Source organism: Janthinobacterium sp. RA13 (assembly GCF_000745325.1).
Taxonomy (GTDB): Bacteria; Pseudomonadota; Gammaproteobacteria; order Burkholderiales; family Burkholderiaceae_D; genus Janthinobacterium; species Janthinobacterium rivuli.
In genome coordinates this window covers 1566981-1586213 of sequence record NZ_JQNP01000001.1, presented here as the reverse complement: position 1 = coordinate 1586213, position 19233 = coordinate 1566981, and the positions used below count along the sequence as shown (strand labels likewise).

Sequence of the window (19233 nt, the reverse complement as noted above, 5' to 3'; positions counted from 1 at the left end):
ACATGAACAAGAAAATCACCATGCTGGCGCTGAGCGCGGCGGGACTGGCCGCGCTTGCGCTGTTCCCCATCGTCATTCCGAACCCGTATTACATCCACCTGGCCGAGACCATCCTGATCTACGCCATCCTGCTGTTCGGCCTCGATATCGTCGTCGGCTACACGGGGCAGGTGTCGCTGGGCCACGCGGGCCTGTTCGGCATCGGCTCCTACGTCACGGGCGTGCTGGTGTTCAAGCTGGGCCTGTCGTTCTGGCTGGCCATCCCCGCCAGCATCCTGGGCGCGGCCGTGTTTGGCGCCATCCTGGCCTTGCCGGCCCTGCGCGTGACGGGCCCCTACCTGGCCATGGTGACCCTGGCCTTCGGCACCATCGTGCAAATCCTGATCAATGAAATGAGCTTCCTGACGGAAGGGCCGATGGGCATCAAGATCCACAAGCCCGTCCTGTTCGGCCACAAACTGACGGAAGTGGAGTACTACTACATGGTCGCCGCGCTGCTGGTGATCTCGCTGGTGGTGGTGCACCGCATCCTGAAGTCGAACTTGGGCCGCGCGTTCGAAGCCTTGCGCGACAGCCCCATCGCCTCGGACTGCATGGGCGTGTCCGTGTACCGCTATAAAGTCTATGCCTTCGTCATCAGCGCCGGTTTCGCGGGCCTGGCCGGCAGCCTGTACGCGTATTCGGAAGAGTATATTTCGCCCAATACCTACAACTTCGAGCTGACGATCCTGTTCCTGCTGGCCGTCATCATGGGCGGGCGCAAGACGCGTTCCGGCGCGCTGATCGGCGCCATGATCGTCGTCATGCTGCCCAGCCTCTTGTCGGACATCGAATTGTTCCGCAAGATCGCCGTGGCCGCCGCCGTGCTGGGTGTGATCGGCTCCGCCTTCATGCTGGCGAAGAAACGCTCCACCGTGCGCGGCGTGCTCGTGCCCCTGGTGGCCACCATCGGCCTGGCCGCGTATTCGTACAAGCTGGAAAACATGGTCGACTGGCGTCTGACCATCTTCGGTTTGATGACCCTGTTCGTCGTGTACTACCTGCAGGACGGCATCGTCGGCTTTTTGATGAGCTTTATCGGCAAGGGCCGGCGCCATGTGCAAGCCGTCGCTTCGCACGGCGTGGCGCCGTTCGACCACGCCCAGGGTGGGCAGCAGGGCGCGACCCTGCTGCGCGTGGAGCAGGCCCTGATGCAGTTCGGCGGCCTGAAGGCGCTGAACCAGGTGGACTTGAACGTCACGCAAGGCTCCGTGCACGGCTTGATCGGGCCGAATGGCTCGGGCAAGAGCACGATGATGAACGTGCTCACGGGGATCTACAAGCCGACGGCGGGCAAGGTGGAATTTGCCGGCGCCGTGATCTCCGGCCGCACGCCGTCCGAGATCGCGCTGGGCGGCGTGGCGCGCACCTTCCAGAACGTGCAGCTGTTCGGCGAGATGACGGCGACGGAAAACGTGCTGGTGGGCTTGCACAATACCTTCAAGTCGAATGTGCTGGACGTGATGCTGCACACCCCGCGTTACAAGCGCGAAGAGGCGGCCGCGCGCGAGCGGGCCGCCAGCATCCTCGAATTCGTCGGCCTGGCGGACCTGGCCAACGAAGAGGCGCGCAATCTGCCGTATGGCAAGCAGCGGCTGCTGGAAATCGGCCGCGCGCTGGGCCTCAACCCGCGTTTGCTGCTGCTCGACGAGCCGGCGGCGGGCCTGACGGCGCCCGACATCAAGGAACTGATGGCCATCATCCGCAAGATCCGCGAGCATGGCATCACCATCATCCTGATCGAGCACCACATGGACGTGGTGATGGCCTTGTCGGACGTGGTGACGGTGCTGGACTTCGGCCAGAAGATCGCCGAGGGCGCACCCGCGCTGATCCAGAGCGACCCGAAAGTGATCGAAGCCTACCTGGGCGGCAGCGCCGAAACCCTGGCGCCAGCGGCGCACTGAGAGGAAGACCATGCTGACCATTAGCAATCTGCACGCCGCCTACGGCAAAGTCGAAGTCCTGCACGGCATTTCGCTCGACGTCCCGAAAGGCAAGCTGGTGACCCTGATCGGCTCGAACGGCGCCGGCAAGACCACCACCATGCGCGCCATTTCCGGCATGCTGAAACCGAAATCCGGCACCGTCACCCTGGGAGGCAAGGACGTCACGGGCCTCGATTCGCACCGCATCGCCCGCGCCGGCCTGGCCCATTCGCCGGAAGGCAGGAGGGTGTTTGCCTCGATGTCGGTGACGGACAACCTGCTGCTGGGCGCCTTCCCCCGCTTTACGCGGGCGCGCCCGAAAGGCGACATCAAGGGCGACCTGGACAAGGCCCTGGAGCTGTTCCCCCGCCTGAAGGAGCGGCGCGACCAGCTGGCCGGAACGCTCTCGGGCGGCGAGCAGCAAATGCTGGCCATGGCCCGCGCCGTGATGCTGAACCCGGAAGTGATCCTGCTGGACGAACCGTCGATGGGTCTGGCGCCGATATTGGTGGAGGAGGTCTTCCGCATCATCACGCGCTTGAAGGCCGAAGGCGTGACCATGCTGCTGGTCGAGCAGTTCGCCGCCGCCGCCCTGAACGTGGCCGATTACGGCTACGTGCTGGAAAACGGCAGCATTTCCGTGCATGGGCCGGCGGAAAGCCTGAAAAATGATCCGAAGGTGATCGCGGCGTATCTGGGCGGCGGGCATTAATGCGGCAATGATGCGGCAATGGGATCCCTGCGCCTGCAGGGCGCGATTTTTCTTGCAAAAGGCTTATGCTGCCGAATTATTATCTTGAAATGCAACGATGACGACGCCAGAGGTGGATGCTGCGCAGTGGGAGTCCCTTGACCTTGAATGGCACGGGGACTTCGCGTTTATGGACGGGGCGTTACTCGGGGACGATAGTGCACGCGAGGCATACATCATGCTCGCGCTTGCAGGAAAGCTGCCCTCCGAGATCGCTCAAGAGGCAAGTTCCTGGCGTTTTCCGTCGTCGCCATTGCATGCTCGGCAAGTGGTCTGGCGACATCGAACCCATCCGGGTTTGTTGCGCGATAGTCAGCGTGATTACTACCTGCTGCCGCATTACCTTGCGCGATATGGCTACCATGCGGTGCAGGCTTTGCCGTTTCGTTTCAATGGCACCCTGGAAGACCTCGGCTACCACTACTGGCGTGACCAGTCCTGCGCCTATTGGTTTGGCGATTATTCGGTCACTGTCATGGTTGATGTAAAGCACCAGGCGCTTGCTTTGCTCGGGCCGGCGCCAGCTTTTGTATCCGCCGATTGCGCGCTGTTCAGCGATGGCGTGAATGTCTTTCTGTCTGGAAAGGTGACCGCGAGCGCGCACGACCGTATCCGTTACACCAATCACCCGGATTACCGGGTGATCAACGGGCAGGTCTACAGAGGATACAAGCGACTGCACCAGAAGGATGGCACACCTTTGCCCATCGCCCATCCTGACGGCTTTCGCATGCTTGCGCAGCGATGGGGGACGGATGGCGAGTCGATCATCGTGCAGGCACAGCAGGGATCGAGCATTGCATATGAATATTTTTACCGCATTGATCATGCCGATCTGGCCACCTTCACCGTACTGAACGAACGTTACGCCAAGGATGGGCAACGTGCGTATTATTTGACGGGAAAGTCCATGCGCTATGTGGGCGATTTCCAATTGCTCAAATGCCGGCAACCGGAATTTGATGAGGCCGGCCGGGTGGTGTCTGCGCGTGAGTTTCAGCACGAGTATATTGCCGTGGATGATCAGTTTGTCTACGCAGCAGGGACGCGTGTGCGCGGCGCTCACGGCCCCAGTTTCCAACACCTGGGATTCGACTATTACCGCGATCATCAGCGCGCTTATTACCGCAACAAACCGCTGCATGTGGATGTGGACAGTTTCCTCGTGGCGCTGGTACATCATGCAGGCGCCGATTACTCGTCGAGACTGGTGGGCGACCGAAACGGGCCGCTGGGCAGCGACGGGGTACTCGACAAGACCATGCAGCAGCGGTGGGCGCCATTTTTCGAGGCGCATCCGCAACTGACGGATTACTGGTGGCACCGCTTGCAGGCGCAGGACGAGGCGCAGGCGGCGCAGCAGGAAGAAATCCCGGCGCGGCGTGTCATCGGATCTGGCTTCGAACTGGGCCGACAGGTGTACTTTCATGGGCGGCCCATCACCGGATTGGATGTAGCCAGTTTCAAATTATTGGGTGAACATCTGTGCGGCGATGTCAATGGCTTGTATCTGATCCCGTATCATGCGGTTGACCGCGCCGTGCCCGAACGGTTTTCTACCGAGTCGGTGGAGCATTTCAGCGCATTCGATTCGATTTACCTGAGTGACGGTAAAAAAGTCTATTGCCACCGGATTTTCTATCACTGTCCTGAGCCCATTTCCAAGGCTGACCTTGCCACCTTCGTGAGCTGCGGTTATGACTGGGCCAAGGATAGCCGTGCCGTTTACTACAGGGGGCAGGCAAAAAAAAGCCTCGCTCCTGAAAATACACGGATACTTGGCATTTATGCGTTCAATTCCACGTTGATGATGTCCGATGGCAAGCCATTGGCTGTCGAATTCAGCCCGGAAGAAGTCTCGGTGCCGCATCCTCATTTTCTGCAGCTAGGCACGCGTAAATTGTTTTGTGGCCGAAGCCCGCTGAGCGCCAAGCGCATAGACCTGGCCACGTTGGCGTTTCTCGATGATCGCCATGCGCGCGACAAGCATCGCTTCTACCGCTACGACGGCCATGCCGGATTGACTGAGGTCAGCGAAGAGGACTACCGGGGACTTGCAAAGCAGAGCGTATCGTGACGTTTGTGCTGGTCCCGGCTTGACAAATCCTCTACACTGCGCACTTCCTCATATGGCGTAGAACAGCTCTCATGCGCAGCAGCCTCAGGTACCGCCCCCTCGTTCTCATCTTGCTCTCAGGCATGGCCTGCGCCGACGATGCACCACTGCAGAAAGTTGAAATTTCAGCCGCCAGCGGCGTGCAGCAGCGGCGCGACGACACGGCCGCGAAGATCGTCGTCAGCCGCGACGACCTGGCCCAATATGGCGACAGCAGCCTGGCCGCGACGCTGAAACGCCAGCCCGGCGTCTCCGTCGTCGGCGGCGAGGTGCGCATGCGGGGTCTGGGGGCGGGCTACACGCAGATGCTGATCAACGGCGAGCCCGCGCCACCGGGATTTTCCATCGAATCGATCGGGCCCGACATGATCGAGCGCATCGAGATTTTGCGCAGCGCGACGGCTGAATACAGCATGCAAGCCGTCGCCGGCAGCATCAACGTGATCTTGCGCAAGGGCGCCAGCGGCGCCGAGCGCGAATGGAAGCTGGGCGCGGGCCGGCAGGACGGCCGCTGGCAACCTGCCGCGTCCCTGCGCGTGGCGGACAAATTGCCGGGTTTCGCCTATGCGCTGACGGGTGCGCTCGAGCGCACGGCCGACGATGTGGCCGGCAGGACGACTGACGCCATGTCCGATGCCGCCGGCATGCCGCTGGCGCTGCGCGACACGCGCACGCGCAATGCCTCGTCCGTCAACAAGGCCAGCCTGACGCCGCGCCTGCACTGGACCCTGGACAAGGGCGACACCATCACCTGGCAAAGCCTGCTGGACTGGTATCGCACGGGGTTTGACGGCGTGGCGCGCGAAACGACCTTGCTGGGGCAGGCATCGAGCTATCCGCGCAATGGCGCCACCTCGCAAGCGAGCGTGTTTTCAGCGCGCAGCGATGTGAGCTGGTCGCACTCGCTGGGGGCCGCGGGCAAGCTGACGGCCAAGCTGGGCGTCAACCACAACCGGCGCGACACGGATTACGCCTTCCATGGCGAGGCGGCCGGTGGCGCGTCCCTGCTGCTGCGCGGCGTGGTCTCCGACGCCATCGACGACAGCGTCAACAGCAGCGGCAAATACCTGGGCCGGCTGGGCGGCGGCCACGCCCTGAGCGTGGGCTGGGATGGCAGCCTGATACGCCGCAGCGAGTCGCGCCGCCAGCGCGACACGTATTTTGCCGGTGGCGCGCCGTATGCGCTCGATGAAGACTACACGGCCGACGTGCGGCGCCTGGCCCTGTTTGCGCAGGATGAATGGGATGTGACGCCGCGCCTGCAAATGTATGCGGGCGTGCGCTGGGAAGGCTTGCAGACGGCAACCGAAGGCCGCACCCTGAGCGAAGTGCGCACGCGTGCCAGCGTCTGGAGTCCCGTGGCGCAGCTGCTGTGGAAGCCGCCGCGGCAGGAGCGCGGCCAGCTGCGGCTGGCGCTGGCGCGCACCTACAAGGCGCCCACCACGCGCAACCTGGTGCCGCGCCGCTACACCGTCAACAATGGCAACAGCGCCAATAATCCCGATTTCCAGGGCAATCCCGACCTGCGCCCGGAACTGGCGTGGGGGCTGGACGCGGCCTGGGAAAGCTATTTCGGCAAGAGCGGCGTGGCCAGTTTGTCGGCATTCACGCGGCGCATCAGCGATGTCACCGTGCAGCGCCTGTTCCAGCACGATGGCATCTGGACGGCCAGCCCGTTCAACAATGGCACGGCCACGGTGCGCGGCATTGAAATGGATGTGAAGTTCCCCGTGCAGACCTGGTGGGCGCAGGCGCCCGATGTCGACGTGCGCGCCAATGCGGGGCGCAACTGGTCGCGCGTCGCCGCCGTACCGGGTCCTGGCAACCGCCTGGCCAGCCAGGTGCCGGCCACGTTCAACCTGGGGCTCGATTACCGGCGCTCGCCGATGCTGAGCATGGGCGGCAATCTGCACGTGCAGACGGGCGGACTGGCGCGGCTCGATGCGCACGCCAGCAGCCATGCGGGCGTGCGGCGCACGCTCGACGCGTATGCGCTGTGGCAGCCGGACGCGAAAACGCGCGTACGCCTGTCGGCGGCCAACCTGCTGCACCGGCAGCAGGTGCAAGGACAATCCTATGTGGATGGAGAGGGCCGCAGCGACAGCGTGACGACCCTCGACAGCAGCGCTGCGCTGCGGCTGATGCTCGAGCGCAGCCTGTAAGCATCAGTGCCTGGTGGGCTTTTCCTGCTGCACCAGAATGAACGGGCTGACGACGGCGGCCCACAGGGATGCGTCGGCGGCCTGCCAGTCCAGCGCCTGCTGGTCGGAGACTTTGGCCACTTTGCCATCGGCCATCCATTGCGTGATCGTGGCCTTGTCGTCGTGCGAGATGCGCACGGCCACTTCGACCAGGTCCAGTTCATTGGCGACCCAGACGACGTTGCCTTGGGCGAAGTGCTTTTCCAGTTCGCTCCAGGCCAGGCGGGCCGTTTCGCTGTTCACTTTGAGGCGCAGTTCGGTGTCTTTTTCAGGATTGGTTTGCATGTGAGATCAGGTTGCGGTGAGTCGGTGCCGATGCGCGCGGTTTATTTGCCTGGGACGGCTTCCACCTGCGGTATTGGCGTACCCCGCCATGTTAACCGATAGGCGGCGCCTTTGCGAACATTGCCCACGAGGGCGGGGCGGAAGCAGGCCAGGTTGGTGCCGCCCGCCAGCCGGGTGCTGGGGAAGATGACGCCCATGGAGCCGGCTTCGAGCAGGATGGCGGCCAGGTCTTGCGAGGCGATGTAGCTGGCCGGGTCGAGGCAAGCCTGGTAGCGTTCCTGGCCGCGCAAGTCGTGGAAGCTGGCGGAAAAATCGGCCAGCAGCGACTGGTAGCTGACGCTGTCGTCGAAATAATCGATTTCCTGGTATTCCACGGTCTTGTGGAAAATGATTTCGGCCAGTGCCGTTTTCATGTCGAAGGCACAATACCAGGCGCCCCGTTCGCCATCGTTGAAACGCGCCCCTTCCGGCCGGGCATAGGTGTAGGCGGCGTTGATGATGCGAAAGTGCGGCACGCCAAAAACCAGCTCGTCCACGCCAATTCCTGGCGCGCCGCCGTACTCGGCCACCAGGCGCGCATTCGTCGCGTTATCGAGCTCGAACAGTTCGCGCAGGTGCACGTCGTCCTCGGCCAGCGGCGCCAGCACGGAGTCTTCCATGTCGGCGAAGCGCGACGGAATCAGGCGGCACGTGTCGATCTGGCGCAAGGCGGCCAGCGGCGGCAGGTGGGTAGACGGGACTGCAGGCACGATTACAGTCCTCCGCGGCGCGCGTCGAGCAGCTTGCGCACCGTTTGCATGGCTAGCAAGCCGCCGGCCAGCATTTGCGACAGGGGCGTGCGGCCGCCGAAGATGGGGTTTTTGTTGGGCAAACTGACCCATTCGTCGGCCAGCTTGTCGCCATACAGGATGTGCAAGGCTTTATAAATGCCCAGCAGGTAGGAAATGCGCGTGATGCGGTCCACTTCCAGCACGCGGTCCGGGTGCTTCTTCCACTCGTACCAGGCGCTGCTGGACAGGCCGCCCAGCAATTCGCGCGCATCGTCGTCGCGCAGTTTCCAGGCGGAGGCAAGCTTGAAAAAGCCTTTCAAGGCCGCCTGCGACAATCGCTCGCGCTCGGCTTTGGCGTTCAGGTCGACGAGCACGGCCGGCTCGAAGCGGCTTTTGGGGTAGGCGTAAGCGAGATTCATGATATGTCCTTCGATAAAACTCTGTTTAAGGACTATATATACTCCTTTTCAGGATTCGTTGCAACGGCCGCGCGCATGCAAAACGGGGCGCGCCAGGACGGGAGTCCCGGTGCGCCCCGTTCGCGGGCGAGCTGCGCGAGCTTATCTGGCCGTGACCGTAACCGGCACGTTCAGCTGCGCCGTCAAGCCATGATTGTCCAGGGCCACGACCTTCAGCGTGTAGCTGCCCGCCACCGGCAGGGGCCAGCGGGCCGTGATGGTCATGCCGCTCATGGAAAACTGCATGCCCAGCGGCGCGCCGATGATGGAGATCCACAGCGCGTTCGCGCCCGGCGCCGTCAGCACGATGCTGCCGCTCATGGCCTTGCCGGCCACGCCCGTCATGGCGGCGGCGCTGATCGTGGGACCGGTGGCGGCGATTTTTACCGTCGCCACGGCCTGGCCCGTCAAGCCCGTCTTGCTGTCTTTGGCGATGACCGTCACGCTGTAGCTGCCCAGCACGGGACTGGCCCAGCTGACGACGCCGGCGGCGTTGATGCTCATGCCGGACGGCGCGCCCGACAGGCTGTAGCTGACGGGGTTGGGCGCCACCGTCGTGGCCGTAAACGACAGGGCCACGCCCGGCTTGCCGCTGACGCTGGACACTGTCACCACGGGTGGCAGCGGGGCGGCGATGGCCACCGTGTAGATGCCTTTGCCGCTGAGGCCAGTCTTGCTGTCCTTGGCCGTGACGGTGACGGCATAGGTGCCGGCCACGGGCGCGGCCCAGCTCACCAGCCCGACGCTGCTGATGCTCATGCCGGCCGGTGCGCCGGCGAGCGTGTAGCTGACGGGATTGGGCGCGGAGACGCTGACATTGAACGCCAGTGCCGTGCCTACCTTGCCCGTGATGGCGCCGGTGCCGACGACGGGCGGCGCGACGGGGGTAATGACGATGGCGTACACGCCCTGGCCACTGAGGCCGCTGACGCTATCCCTGGCGACCATGGTTACGGCATACGTGCCGGCGATGGGATTGGCCCAGCTGACCACGCCCGTGGCGGCGATGCTCATGCCGGCCGGCGCGCCCAGCATGCTGTAGCTGAGAGGGTTGCTTGCGCTGGCCGAGACGGTGAACGACAGCGGCTTGCCGGCCGCGCCGCTGATGCTGGCCGGCGCCACCACGGGGGCTGTTGGCGCGATCTGCGTGCCCGACAGGCTGGCCAGCAGGCTTTTCACGTTGGGCGTGCCCAGGCCGCCCAGCGGGTCGTAGCCGACCCTGGCCGTGCACACGCCGCAAGTGCCGTTGCTGCCGCGCGTGATGTCGGCAAAGCTGCTGGCAAAGGTGCCGGGCACGCTGGCGATCTGGCCGTACAGCATGCTGTGCGCCAGGCCGAGCGCCGTCTTCGCCTGCAGCGCGCGGCTGGCGTTGGCGATGGCGATCAGGCCGGCCCATTGCGGCGTGGACAGGCTGGTGCCGCCGATGCTGAGCCAGCTGGCGGTGCTGCTACCCGGTGTCATCACGGCCGTGTACTGGCCCGTGGCGGGGTCGGCATTGAAGGCCACGTCGGCGACGTTACGCCGCAGCAGGTTGGTCAGGCCGGGCACGCTGGCTGTCTGGTAAGCGGGCAGTGCCGTGTAGGCGCTGATGCCGCCGCCCGTGCCGGACCAGGCCGTTTCGCTGCGCACGCCGCTGCCGCTGTAGTTGAGCGTGGTGCCGCCCACGGCCAGCACGTTGGACGACACGGAAGGCCAGGACACGCCGCTGCCCGAGTCGCCCGTGGCGGCCAGGTAGCTCATGTTCTTGCCCGTGAAGGCGCTGTCGACGGAAGTCGTCCAGTTGCCCTCGGCGGCGCCAAAGCTCATCGACACGACGCCAGGCCCCATCAGGTTGGCCAGGCGCACGGCGCCCAGCAGGCTGTTGATGGACGCGTCGGGCGCCTCGATCAGCACGATGCGCGCCAGCGGCGCCGTGGCATGCGCCCACTGCACGTCGAGCGCGATTTCCATGGCCCAGCCCGAGTTATAGGCGGGCGCGGTGGCCGTCATGCTGCTCGACGGCGTGTTGTAGACAACGGAAAATTCGCAGCCGCTGAGCGGGGCGGGCGGCAAGGGCAGGGTGGCATTCGTGGCGATGGCCTTGGTGGTGCAGCCGGGCAAACCGAATTTCTGGTTGAAGATGGCTAGTTCGGCCGCCGCGTTCGGGTTGTGCATGGCATCGACGATGTAGATCGTCTGCCCCGCGCCCAGCTGGGCCGCCTGGGCCGGCGTCAGCGCCGTGCCCGCCGCCGGCAGGGCGGGCAGGTCGTAGGCGGCGCGGATTTGCGCGGGAGAATAGGTCGCCACCACGCTGCTGCCGGCCATGGGCGCGGCGATGTCGCTCGCGCCGCCGCTATCCAGCAATGGCGCGATGTTTTGCGCCGCCTGTTCCGCGACGGCGATTCTTTGCGCCGTCAGGCGGCGCGTGGTCATTTCCCCCATGGCGCCGGGCACGCGCTGCAAATGCGGCCGCCAGTGCGCCGAGCCGCTGCTGTTGGCGCTGTCGCGCCCGTCAGGCGTATCGAGCAGGGCGGGGGCCGCATGGAACATCGGCTGCACCACCAGCGCGCCGACGGCGTCCGGAATGACGGGCACCTCGACGGTGAACTGTGTCGCGGCCGTGGCGATGGCGGCAGGCGGCGTTGATGCCGGCGTCTCCTGGCCGGAGCCGCACGCGGCCAGTAGCAGGGCGGCCGTGGCGCCCAGCAGCAGGCGCCGGTGACGGTGGTGCGGGGGAATGCATTTTTTCATGGCGAAACTCTCCGAGTTGGGCGAGGGCCACATCTCGACAATGCATCAGGCATGGCGCCGCGCGCTGGCGGCCCCGGTCCTGCACATTGGCAGCCCCGCTGCCATGGCGCTTGCGCGCGGTAGGCCGGTGGCTTTGCGTCCCCGCCTTTCGACGGGTTTGCCCTCAAAACTGATCATGCATCATTGGGAATTTCCTGATGCGTCATCAATTTTAGTGAATTTGCCAAATAAGTGTTAACTATTTTCAATCAATATTTTTATTTTTGCAATGAAATGTGGCTTATTTGCCTGTTGTCGAGTGGAATCTTGTCGACTTTGTTAAGTCTTAAAAACAAGGTTATCAGGGGGTGTATCGATGCGTGACAGTGTTTTTTCACAACCACGGTGCTTGTTTTTCTGAGGAGTAATGAATTTAACAAATTTATTGAATATGCGATGTGGACAGCTTCAATCCCCGAACACCATGCCCTGGTACGGCGCTGCGCGGCAGGCCGCCAGCCGCTGCGCCAGACTGCCCGTATGGGCTTCCAGCTGGTGGCCGTCCGGATCGAGAAAATACAGGGAATCGCCGGCGCTGCGGTTTTCCTGCCATTCGGGCACGCCCGCGGCGCGCAGGCGGGCGGCGAAGGCGGGGAAGTCGTGCTGGGAAATGGAAAACGCGTAATGCGTGTAGGCGGGGCTGGCCAGCGCAGCCGTGCCTTGCCCGTCCAGCGACAGGCACAGCCACAAATCCCCGGCCGACAGATACGCGCCCCTGTCCCAGCGGGCATGCAGGCGCAGGCCCAGCATGTCGCGGTAAAAGGCGACGCTGCGCGCCAGGTCGCGCACGGACAGGGTGAGGTGGTTCAGGCCGGTCAACATGGTGCTGCTTTCAGGTGCCATCAGACAGGCTCCGCATGCTCCACCATCAGCTGAACTTTCGTGGTGCCATTGTATTCATTCGCATCAAGCCGGAACGCCACCCGCGTGCGTTCGCCCAAGGCGTCCGTATGCCCGAACCAGATGGCATCGAAGCGCACGCCGTTCTTCTCCAGCAGCAGTTTCAAGTGGCGTTCTTTTAAGATGCGCTGGCTGACGACGCGGAATTCATCGCAGAAGACGGGCGGGGCGAAGCCCTGGCCCCACACCTGGCCATCCATCAGCTCGATGAAGGCCGTCGTGTAATACGCGTCTTCCAGCGGGCCGTCCGTTTCCACGACTCTTTCCAGCTGCTGCTGGCTGAGCCAGGCCTGGCCCACGGCTTCGAAAGCCTTGGAAAAGGCGTCGAAAGCGTCGGCGCGAATGGTCAAGCCGGCCGCCATGGCGTGGCCGCCGAACTTGTCGATCAGGCTAGGCGCCCGTTTCGACACGAGGTCGAGCGCGTCGCGCAAGTGGAAGCCGGGGATCGAGCGTCCAGAACCCTTGATCCAGCCGTCCGCGCCGGGCGCGAACGTGATGGTCGGGCGGTAGAATTTTTCCTTCAGGCGCGAGGCGACGATGCCGATCACCCCCTGGTGCCAGGACTCGTCAAACACGCTGATGGTGCTGCTGTTGGCCGGCTCGAATGCGTCCAGGTGCAGCAACGCCGTATCCTGCATTTCCGCCTCGATCTCGCGGCGCTTCAGGTTGATGTCGTTCAGTTGCTGGGCCAGCGCCCAGGCGCGGCCTTCGTCGTCCGTGATCAGGCACTCGATGCCGAGGGACATGTCTTGCAGGCGGCCGGCTGCGTTCAGGCGCGGACCCAGCGCGAAGCCCAGGTCGAACGGCGTGGCGCTGCGCGCTTCGCGGCCCGCCACGCGAAAGAGCGCCGCCACGCCCGCGTGCATATTGCCCTTGCGCATGCGCTTGAGGCCTTGCGCGACGAGGATGCGGTTGTTGGTATCGAGGCGCACCACGTCGGCCACCGTGCCCAGCGCCACCAGGTCGAGCAGGTTTTGCAGGGGCGGCTGGGTTTTCTGGTCGTAAATCCCCCTTTGGCGCATTTCCGCGCGCAGGGCCAGCAAGACGTAGAACACGACGCCCACGCCCGCCAGATGCTTCGACGGAAAACCGCAGGCGGGCTGGTTCGGGTTGACGATGACGGCCGCGTCGGGCAGGGTGTCGGCCGGCAAATGGTGGTCGGTGACGACCACCTGGATGCCGCGCCGGTTCGCTTCGGCCACGCCATCGATGCTGGCGATGCCGTTGTCGACGGTGATGATGATGTCGGGCGACTTTTCGCGGGCCGTCAGTTCGACGATTTCCGGCGTCAGGCCGTAGCCGTACTCAAAACGGTTGGGCACGATGAAATCGACGTCGGCGCCCATGGCGCGCAAGCCGCGGATGGCCACGGCGCAGGCGGTGGCGCCGTCGCAATCGTAGTCGGCCACGATGACCATGCGTTTCTTGGCGGCAATCGCGTCGGCCAGGAAGACGCCGGCCGCACCGATGTGCAGCAGGCCGGACGGCGGCATCAGGGCCGCCAGTTCGCTCGACAGTTCTGCCGCGTCGGACAGGCCGCGCGACGCGTACAGGCGGGCCAGCACGGGGTGGATGCCGCCCTGGCGCAGCAATTCGGATTCGCGGTAGGGGCAGGGGCGCGTGGCGATGCGGGTACGGGTCATGATGCTTTCAACTTGTTCAGGGTAATCGCGCGCCAGAATTTGCGCTGCGCATGCTTGCTGGTGGTGCAGGCTAGCCAGGCGTCGCGGTGGCTCAGCACCAGGCGCAGCTGTCCCAGGCGGCCATCCTTGACGGCCGCCAGCAGGGGCGCGAACCAGTCCGCTTCCAGCGCTTGCAACTGCTGCAGCCACATGCCCCATTCCTGGGCTTGCGCCGCTTCGATCAAGCCGCCCAGCACGACGATCGCGTCCTGTTGGCTTGCCAGCACACTGTTTGGACTGGCATCGCGTTGCGCCGGTTCCGCCAGCGCGGCCAGCCAGCCCGGTACGTCTTTGGTATGCAGGCTGGACGCGCAGCGCGCCGCTTCGGCGTTGGCCAGGCTCGCGCCCCAGATCCAGAAGGAATTGATGGCTTTCAAGCTCCGCTCTTCGCGCGCCGCATTGACGGAATGTTCATGCCACAGCATCTGCACTTCATTTTGCAGGCGGCGCGCGGCGCGCGCATGTTCGCCTTCCGGCATCCAGACGGACAGGTCTTGCGTGGTGGCGGCGTCCGGCGTGGCGCACTGCAAGTCGCTCCAGCCATCGGCGCGCATGAACCAGGTGCCCGCGTCGCCATACGACAGGGGCTGGCCAATTTCGTCGAAATACGGGCGCGCCGTGTCGAACAAGGTGCGGCCATCGGCCTCGCTCAGCTTGAGCTGGCGCAAGTCTTCCAGGCTGATATGGCTGCGGGCGATGGCCAGGTGGGCCGGATGCAGCAGGAAGTAGCGCGCGCCCGGTTCCGGCGCCAGGCCGTAGCCGCGCATGGCCTGGGCCGCAAAGGCCGATTGCGCCGCCTCGCCGTTGGGCGCGGGCGACAGGGTCAAGGCATGCGCCAGCCACGCTTCGTGCGGCAGCAGCCGGTTGGCGTTGTCAAAAGTTTCTAAATTGCAATCAGAGGTGCGCGACAGCAGGGCCGCCAGGGCGGGCGCCTGCAAGACCTTGAGCAGGTCGGCAGCCAGCTCGGCATTGGGCAAGGCGAAGGGCAGGACGAGGGTAAGTTGATTCATCCCGAGATTGTAGGCGATTGTGGCGCTGGAGGAGTAGTTCCCGCGGTTTTTCCCTAGCCGCCGGGTGCGGAAAAATGGCGCCACGGTGATGTGTTTCGCGCATGAAATACCATTTGTGTGGCACACTGCGCGCTCGCATATCACGTTGTCGCGGGAGCGCATGAGCATCATCAAACAATTTCCTTTCGAGTGGCAGGTCGGCGTGCGCTATACGCGCGCCGGGAAACGCAGTGGCCGCAACAGCTTCATTTCCTTCATTTCCCTCATTTCCGTGGCCGGCATCGGCCTGGGCGTGGCCGCCCTGATCGTCGTCCTCTCCGTCATGAACGGCTTCCAGAAGGAAGTCACCGACCGTTTGATGTCGGTGCTGGCCCACGTCGAGGTGTTCGACACGAGCGGCTCCATGCCGAACTGGCAGGCGCAGGAGCGCGCCGCCTACGCCAACCCGCAAGTGAAAGCCGTGTCGCCGTTCGTGGAAACCCAGGGCATGCTGCTCAACGACGAAACCATGCGCCCATCCATCGTGCGCGGCGTGCTGCCGCAGCAGGAAGCCACCGTCTCCAGCGTGGCGAGCCAGATGAAGCAGGGCAGTTTCAAGGAATTGACGCCAGGCTCGTACAACATCGTGCTGGGCATTGACCTGGCCAAGGCGCTCGACGTAAAGGTGGGGCAGAACGTCACATTGATGCTGGAACGCGAACCGAGGGCGGGCGATCCGGCCACCGGCATCGTCATGCCGCGCATGCGCGCGCTCAAGGTATCTGGCATCTTCGAGGCGGGCCACAATGAACTCGATGGCAGCCTGGCTTTCGTCAACATGCAGGATGCGGAGCAGCTGCTGCAGCTCGACGGCCCGTCCGGCCTGCGGCTGCGCCTGCACGACATGAACCAGGCGCCGCAGGTGGCGCGCGAACTCAAGGCGTCGATGCCGGGCCAGCTGTGGATGCGCGACTGGTCGCGCGCCAGTGCTAGCTGGTATGCGCTGGTGCAAAGCCAGAAGAACATGATGTTTATCATCCTCAGCATGATCATCGCCGTGGCCGCGTTCAACCTGGTCTCGACCCTGGTGATGTCGGTCACCGACAAGCAGGCCGACATCGCGATTTTGCGCACCCTGGGCGCCTCGCCGTTCTCCATCATGAAGATTTTCATGATCCAGGGCGCGCTGGTCGGCTTGCTGGGGAGTGCCCTGGGCGTCATCGGCGGCGTCGTGCTGGCGCTGAACGTGGGCGTCATCGTGCCCTTCATCGAAGGCATCTTCGGCCTGCACTTCATCTCCAAGGAAATTTACCAGATCAGCGCCGTGCCGTCCGACGTGCACTGGCTGGACGTGGCGCAGATCGGCCTGATCGCCTTTGGCCTGGCGCTGGTGGCGACGATCTACCCGAGCTGGCGCGCCGCGCGTGTCAAGCCGGCCGAGGCGCTGCGGTATGAATAGTTGGCTGATCAACAAACTGCCGGGGTCAGACCCGGCGGGTCAGACCCCTGAGAATTAACGAATCAATGAGCATGTTAAAAAATCTTCCTTTCGAATGGCTGGTCGGCTTGCGCTACACGCGGGCCGGCAAGCGCAGTGGCCGCAACAGTTTTATCTCTTTTATTTCGCTCATTTCCATGGCCGGCATCGGCCTGGGCGTGGCGGCGCTGATCGTCGTGCTGTCCGTGATGAACGGCTTCCAGAAGGAAGTGACGGACCGCATGCTGTCCGTGCTGGCCCACGTGGAAGTGTTCGACAACAGCGGCAGCATGCCGGACTGGCGCGCGGAAGCGGCGCAAGCGTTCAAGAATCCTGCCGTGAAAGGCGCCGCGCCGTTTGTGGAAACGCAGGGCATGCTGCTGCGCGACGATGCGCTGCGTCCCGCCATCGTGCGTGGCGTGCTGCCCGAGGAAGAGCCGAACGTCTCCGACGTGGCCGGCCAGACGCGCATGGGCAGCTTCAAGGCGCTGCAGCCGGGCACCTTCAATATCGTGCTGGGCATCGAACTGGCGCGCGCCCTGCGCGTCAACCTCGGCGAAAAAGTCACCCTGATGCTGGCGCAAGGGCAGGTCACGCCGGCCGGCGTGCTGCCGCGCATGCGCAGCTTCACCGTCAGCGGCATCTTCCAGGCGGGCCACAATGAATTCGACGCGGGCCTGGCCTTCATCAACATCGAAGACGGCCAGCGTTTGCTGCGCCTCGACGGTCCCTCCGGCCTGCGTTTGCGCCTGGCCGACATGAACCGGGCGCCGCAAGTGGCGGCGGAACTGAAAAAGACCATGCCGGGCGACCTGTGGCTGCGCGACTGGTCGAAATTGAACGCCAACTGGTTCGCCGCCGTGCAGACGGAAAAACGCATGATGTTCATCATCCTGACCCTGATCATCGCCGTGGCCGCCTTCAACCTCGTGTCGACCCTGGTGATGACGGTGACGGACAAGCAGGCCGATATCGCGATTTTGCGCACCCTGGGCGCTTCGCCCCGTTCCATCATGAAGATCTTCATGATCCAGGGCGCGCTGGTGGGTATCCTGGGCACGATTTTGGGCGTCGGCGGCGGCGTGCTGGTGGCCATGAATATCGACGTCATCGTGCCTTTCATCGAGCATTTGCTGGGCGTGCAGTTCCTCTCCAAGGACATCTATTTCATCAGCACCGTACCGTCCGACCTGCGCTGGCCCGACGTCACCAAGATCGGCGTGCTGGCCGTGATCCTCGCCTTTCTGGCGACCCTGTACCCAAGCTGGTGGGCTGCCCGCGTCAAACCTGCGGAAGCCCTGCGCTATGAATAAACCACTGACGACTACCATGACCGATCTGAACAAACCTGCCTCCAACGGCGCTTCCGCCGATTCCGCCGTCCTTTCCTGCCGCGGCCTGGGCAAGACTTTCACACAGGGCAGCTACAAGGTGCAGGTGCTGGCCGGCATCGACATCGACGTCCACCGCGGCGAGCGCGTCGCCATCGTCGGCGCCTCCGGCTCGGGCAAATCGACCCTGCTGCACCTGCTGGGCGGCCTCGATACGCCCACCAGCGGCAAGGTGACCTTGCTGGGCAAGGACTTCGCCACCCTCAGTGAAAAGGCGCGCGGCGACTTGCGCAACGCTTCGCTGGGCTTCGTCTACCAGTTCCACCACCTGCTGCCCGAGTTTTCTGCGCTGGACAACGTCGCCATGCCCTTGATGATACGGCGCATGAAGCGCGCACCGGCCACCGAACTGGCGCAGCAAATCCTCACGCGCGTGAACCTGGCCAAGCGGGTCACGCACACGCCCGGTGAATTGTCAGGCGGCGAGCGCCAGCGCGTGGCCCTGGCCCGCGCCCTCGTCACGCAGCCGGCCTGCGTGCTGGCCGATGAACCGACGGGCAACCTCGATCACGCCACGGCCGAACAGATTTTCGACCTGATGCTGGAACTGTCGCGCACCCTGGGCACGGCGTTCGTCATCGTCACGCACGATATCGAGCTGGCCAAGCGCTGCGACCGCGTGCTGCGCCTGACGGACGAAGGGCTGCAGCCGTACCAATATTAAGGAATCGCCATGTGGATCGACACGCACTGCCACCTCGACGCGCATGAATTCGGCGATGAATCGCCGCAGGTGGCGGCGCGCGCGGGTGCGCAAGGCGTGGCGATGATCGTCATTCCCGCCGTCGAACGGGCCAATTTCGCCATCGTGCGCGACCTGGCGGCAGCGGCGCCCAATGCCTGCTATGCGCTCGGTATCCACCCGATCTACGTGCCGCACGCCACGGACGATGATTTGATCGCCCTGCGCGAAGCCGTGGCGCTGGCGATGAACGACCCGCGCTTTGTCGCCATCGGCGAGATCGGCCTCGATTTCTTCATTCCGATGCTGTGCGAACCGGCCATGCGCATCAAGCAAGAACACTTCCTGCGCGAGCAACTGAAGATCGCCCGCGACTTCGACCTGCCCGTGCTGACCCACGTGCGCCGCTCGCAGGACATCGTCCTCAAGCACGCGCGCCAGATCCGCCCAAACGGCGGCATCGCGCATGCGTTCAACGGCAGCTTCCAGCAGGCGCAAGGCTATATCGACCTCGGTTTCAAGCTGGGCTTCGGCGGCGCCATGACGTTTACGCGCGCCTTGCAGATACGCCGCATGGCCACGGAGTTGCCCCTGGATGCCATCGTGCTGGAGACGGATGCGCCCGATATTTCCCCCAGCTGGATCCACCCGGGCCGCAACAGTCCCGAAGAATTGCCGCGCATCGGCGCCGTGCTGGCCGAGCTGCGCGGCCTGGCATTGGCCGACGTGGCCGTTGCCACCAGCGCCAATGCGCGCGCCGTACTGCCCCGATTACCCTTGATGGAATGAGACCAC

At 64.2% G+C, this 19233-nt stretch carries 15 protein-coding genes and 1 riboswitch; of the genes, 8 read left to right on the top strand and 7 right to left on the bottom strand.

The annotated features are described in order from the left end of the window. Nucleotides 1-2: 2 nt before the first annotated feature. The 4 genes from FG13_RS06820 (at nt 3) to FG13_RS06805 (ending at nt 6996) form a co-directional block, all read left to right on the top strand. The gene (locus FG13_RS06820; protein WP_035819579.1) at nt 3-1946 is read left to right on the top strand and encodes a branched-chain amino acid ABC transporter ATP-binding protein/permease; all 1944 of its coding nucleotides are present in this window, start codon (nt 3-5) and stop codon (nt 1944-1946) included. Nucleotides 1947-1956: 10 nt separating this feature from the next. Then, on the top strand, nt 1957-2679 hold the full coding sequence (locus FG13_RS06815) for an ABC transporter ATP-binding protein (protein WP_035819577.1): 723 nt from the start codon (nt 1957-1959) through the stop codon (nt 2677-2679). A gap of 97 nt (nt 2680-2776) precedes the next feature. Beyond that, nucleotides 2777-4795 carry a DKNYY domain-containing protein gene (locus tag FG13_RS06810; RefSeq protein ID WP_035819575.1) on the top strand — a complete coding sequence of 673 codons (2019 nt, stop codon included), beginning with the start codon at nt 2777-2779 and terminating at the stop codon, nt 4793-4795. Between the two features lie 71 nt (nt 4796-4866). Beyond that, nucleotides 4867-6996, top strand: coding sequence for a TonB-dependent receptor plug domain-containing protein (locus FG13_RS06805; protein WP_152598703.1), 2130 nt, complete (start codon nt 4867-4869; stop codon nt 6994-6996). A 3-nt stretch (nt 6997-6999) separates the two neighbouring features. Here the strand turns inward: FG13_RS06805 and FG13_RS06800 are convergent, their stop codons facing one another. From FG13_RS06800 to FG13_RS06770, 7 genes are all read right to left on the bottom strand, one after another. Next, nucleotides 7000-7320: a DUF2288 domain-containing protein gene (locus FG13_RS06800; RefSeq protein ID WP_035819573.1), complete on the bottom strand. Its 321-nt coding sequence runs from the start codon at nt 7318-7320 to the stop codon at nt 7000-7002. A 41-nt stretch (nt 7321-7361) separates the two neighbouring features. Beyond that, nucleotides 7362-8069, bottom strand: a complete 708-nt coding sequence (locus tag FG13_RS06795; RefSeq protein WP_035819571.1) for an RES family NAD+ phosphorylase — start codon at nt 8067-8069, stop codon at nt 7362-7364. Between the two features lie 2 nt (nt 8070-8071). Beyond that, nucleotides 8072-8509, bottom strand: a complete 438-nt coding sequence (locus FG13_RS06790) for an MbcA/ParS/Xre antitoxin family protein (RefSeq protein ID WP_035819569.1) — start codon at nt 8507-8509, stop codon at nt 8072-8074. 141 nt (nt 8510-8650) lie between these two features. Beyond that, on the bottom strand, nt 8651-11278 hold the full coding sequence (locus FG13_RS06785; RefSeq protein WP_035827521.1) for a S53 family peptidase: 2628 nt from the start codon (nt 11276-11278) through the stop codon (nt 8651-8653). Between the two features lie 85 nt (nt 11279-11363). Continuing rightward, nucleotides 11364-11450: riboswitch (cyclic di-GMP riboswitch) on the bottom strand. 275 nt (nt 11451-11725) lie between these two features. Then, a complete protein-coding gene (gene fos, locus FG13_RS06780) occupies nt 11726-12139 on the bottom strand; it encodes a fosfomycin resistance glutathione transferase (RefSeq protein WP_035827519.1) in 414 nt (137 codons plus the stop codon). A gap of 20 nt (nt 12140-12159) precedes the next feature. Then, nucleotides 12160-13860, bottom strand: coding sequence for a single-stranded-DNA-specific exonuclease RecJ (recJ, locus tag FG13_RS06775; protein WP_035819567.1), 1701 nt, complete (start codon nt 13858-13860; stop codon nt 12160-12162). Further along, nucleotides 13857-14909 (bottom strand): hypothetical protein, encoded by a 1053-nt coding sequence (locus FG13_RS06770; RefSeq protein ID WP_035819565.1) that lies wholly within the window; start codon nt 14907-14909, stop codon nt 13857-13859. The genes recJ and FG13_RS06770 overlap by 4 nt, the downstream gene beginning before the upstream one ends. 160 nt (nt 14910-15069) lie before the next feature. Between FG13_RS06770 and FG13_RS06765 the strand changes: the two genes are divergently transcribed. The 4 genes from FG13_RS06765 to FG13_RS06750 all read left to right on the top strand — a co-directional run bounded on the left by FG13_RS06765 (nt 15070) and on the right by FG13_RS06750 (nt 19227). Beyond that, the gene (locus FG13_RS06765) at nt 15070-16347 is read left to right on the top strand and encodes a lipoprotein-releasing ABC transporter permease subunit (RefSeq protein WP_035827518.1); all 1278 of its coding nucleotides are present in this window, start codon (nt 15070-15072) and stop codon (nt 16345-16347) included. A 65-nt stretch (nt 16348-16412) separates the two neighbouring features. Next, nucleotides 16413-17678 (top strand): lipoprotein-releasing ABC transporter permease subunit, encoded by a 1266-nt coding sequence (locus FG13_RS06760; RefSeq protein ID WP_035819563.1) that lies wholly within the window; start codon nt 16413-16415, stop codon nt 17676-17678. Between the two features lie 16 nt (nt 17679-17694). Then, complete coding sequence (gene lolD, locus FG13_RS06755; protein ID WP_035819561.1) at nt 17695-18420, top strand: lipoprotein-releasing ABC transporter ATP-binding protein LolD; 726 nt, start codon at nt 17695-17697, stop codon at nt 18418-18420. Between the two features lie 9 nt (nt 18421-18429). Continuing rightward, nucleotides 18430-19227 (top strand): TatD family hydrolase, encoded by a 798-nt coding sequence (locus FG13_RS06750; RefSeq protein WP_035819559.1) that lies wholly within the window; start codon nt 18430-18432, stop codon nt 19225-19227. Nucleotides 19228-19233 lie beyond the last annotated feature (6 nt).

Bases quoted from the DNA above. Each gene is read 5' to 3' on its own strand.
- FG13_RS06765 (WP_035827518.1), top strand. From the start codon at position 15,070: ATGAGCATCATCAAACAATTTCCTTTCGAGTGGCAGGTCGGCGTGCGC.
- FG13_RS06820 (WP_035819579.1), top strand. From the start codon at position 3: ATGAACAAGAAAATCACCATGCTGGCGCTGAGCGCGGCGGGACTGGCC.
- FG13_RS06815 (WP_035819577.1), top strand. From the start codon at position 1,957: ATGCTGACCATTAGCAATCTGCACGCCGCCTACGGCAAAGTCGAAGTC.
- FG13_RS06810 (WP_035819575.1), top strand. From the start codon at position 2,777: ATGACGACGCCAGAGGTGGATGCTGCGCAGTGGGAGTCCCTTGACCTT.
- FG13_RS06800 (WP_035819573.1), bottom strand. From the start codon at position 7,320: ATGCAAACCAATCCTGAAAAAGACACCGAACTGCGCCTCAAAGTGAAC.
- fos (WP_035827519.1), bottom strand. From the start codon at position 12,139: ATGTTGACCGGCCTGAACCACCTCACCCTGTCCGTGCGCGACCTGGCG.
- FG13_RS06750 (WP_035819559.1), top strand. From the start codon at position 18,430: ATGTGGATCGACACGCACTGCCACCTCGACGCGCATGAATTCGGCGAT.
- FG13_RS06770 (WP_035819565.1), bottom strand. From the start codon at position 14,909: ATGAATCAACTTACCCTCGTCCTGCCCTTCGCCTTGCCCAATGCCGAG.
- FG13_RS06785 (WP_035827521.1), bottom strand. From the start codon at position 11,278: ATGAAAAAATGCATTCCCCCGCACCACCGTCACCGGCGCCTGCTGCTG.
- FG13_RS06760 (WP_035819563.1), top strand. From the start codon at position 16,413: ATGAGCATGTTAAAAAATCTTCCTTTCGAATGGCTGGTCGGCTTGCGC.
- FG13_RS06805 (WP_152598703.1), top strand. From the start codon at position 4,867: ATGCGCAGCAGCCTCAGGTACCGCCCCCTCGTTCTCATCTTGCTCTCA.
- lolD (WP_035819561.1), top strand. From the start codon at position 17,695: ATGACCGATCTGAACAAACCTGCCTCCAACGGCGCTTCCGCCGATTCC.
- FG13_RS06790 (WP_035819569.1), bottom strand. From the start codon at position 8,509: ATGAATCTCGCTTACGCCTACCCCAAAAGCCGCTTCGAGCCGGCCGTG.
- recJ (WP_035819567.1), bottom strand. From the start codon at position 13,860: ATGACCCGTACCCGCATCGCCACGCGCCCCTGCCCCTACCGCGAATCC.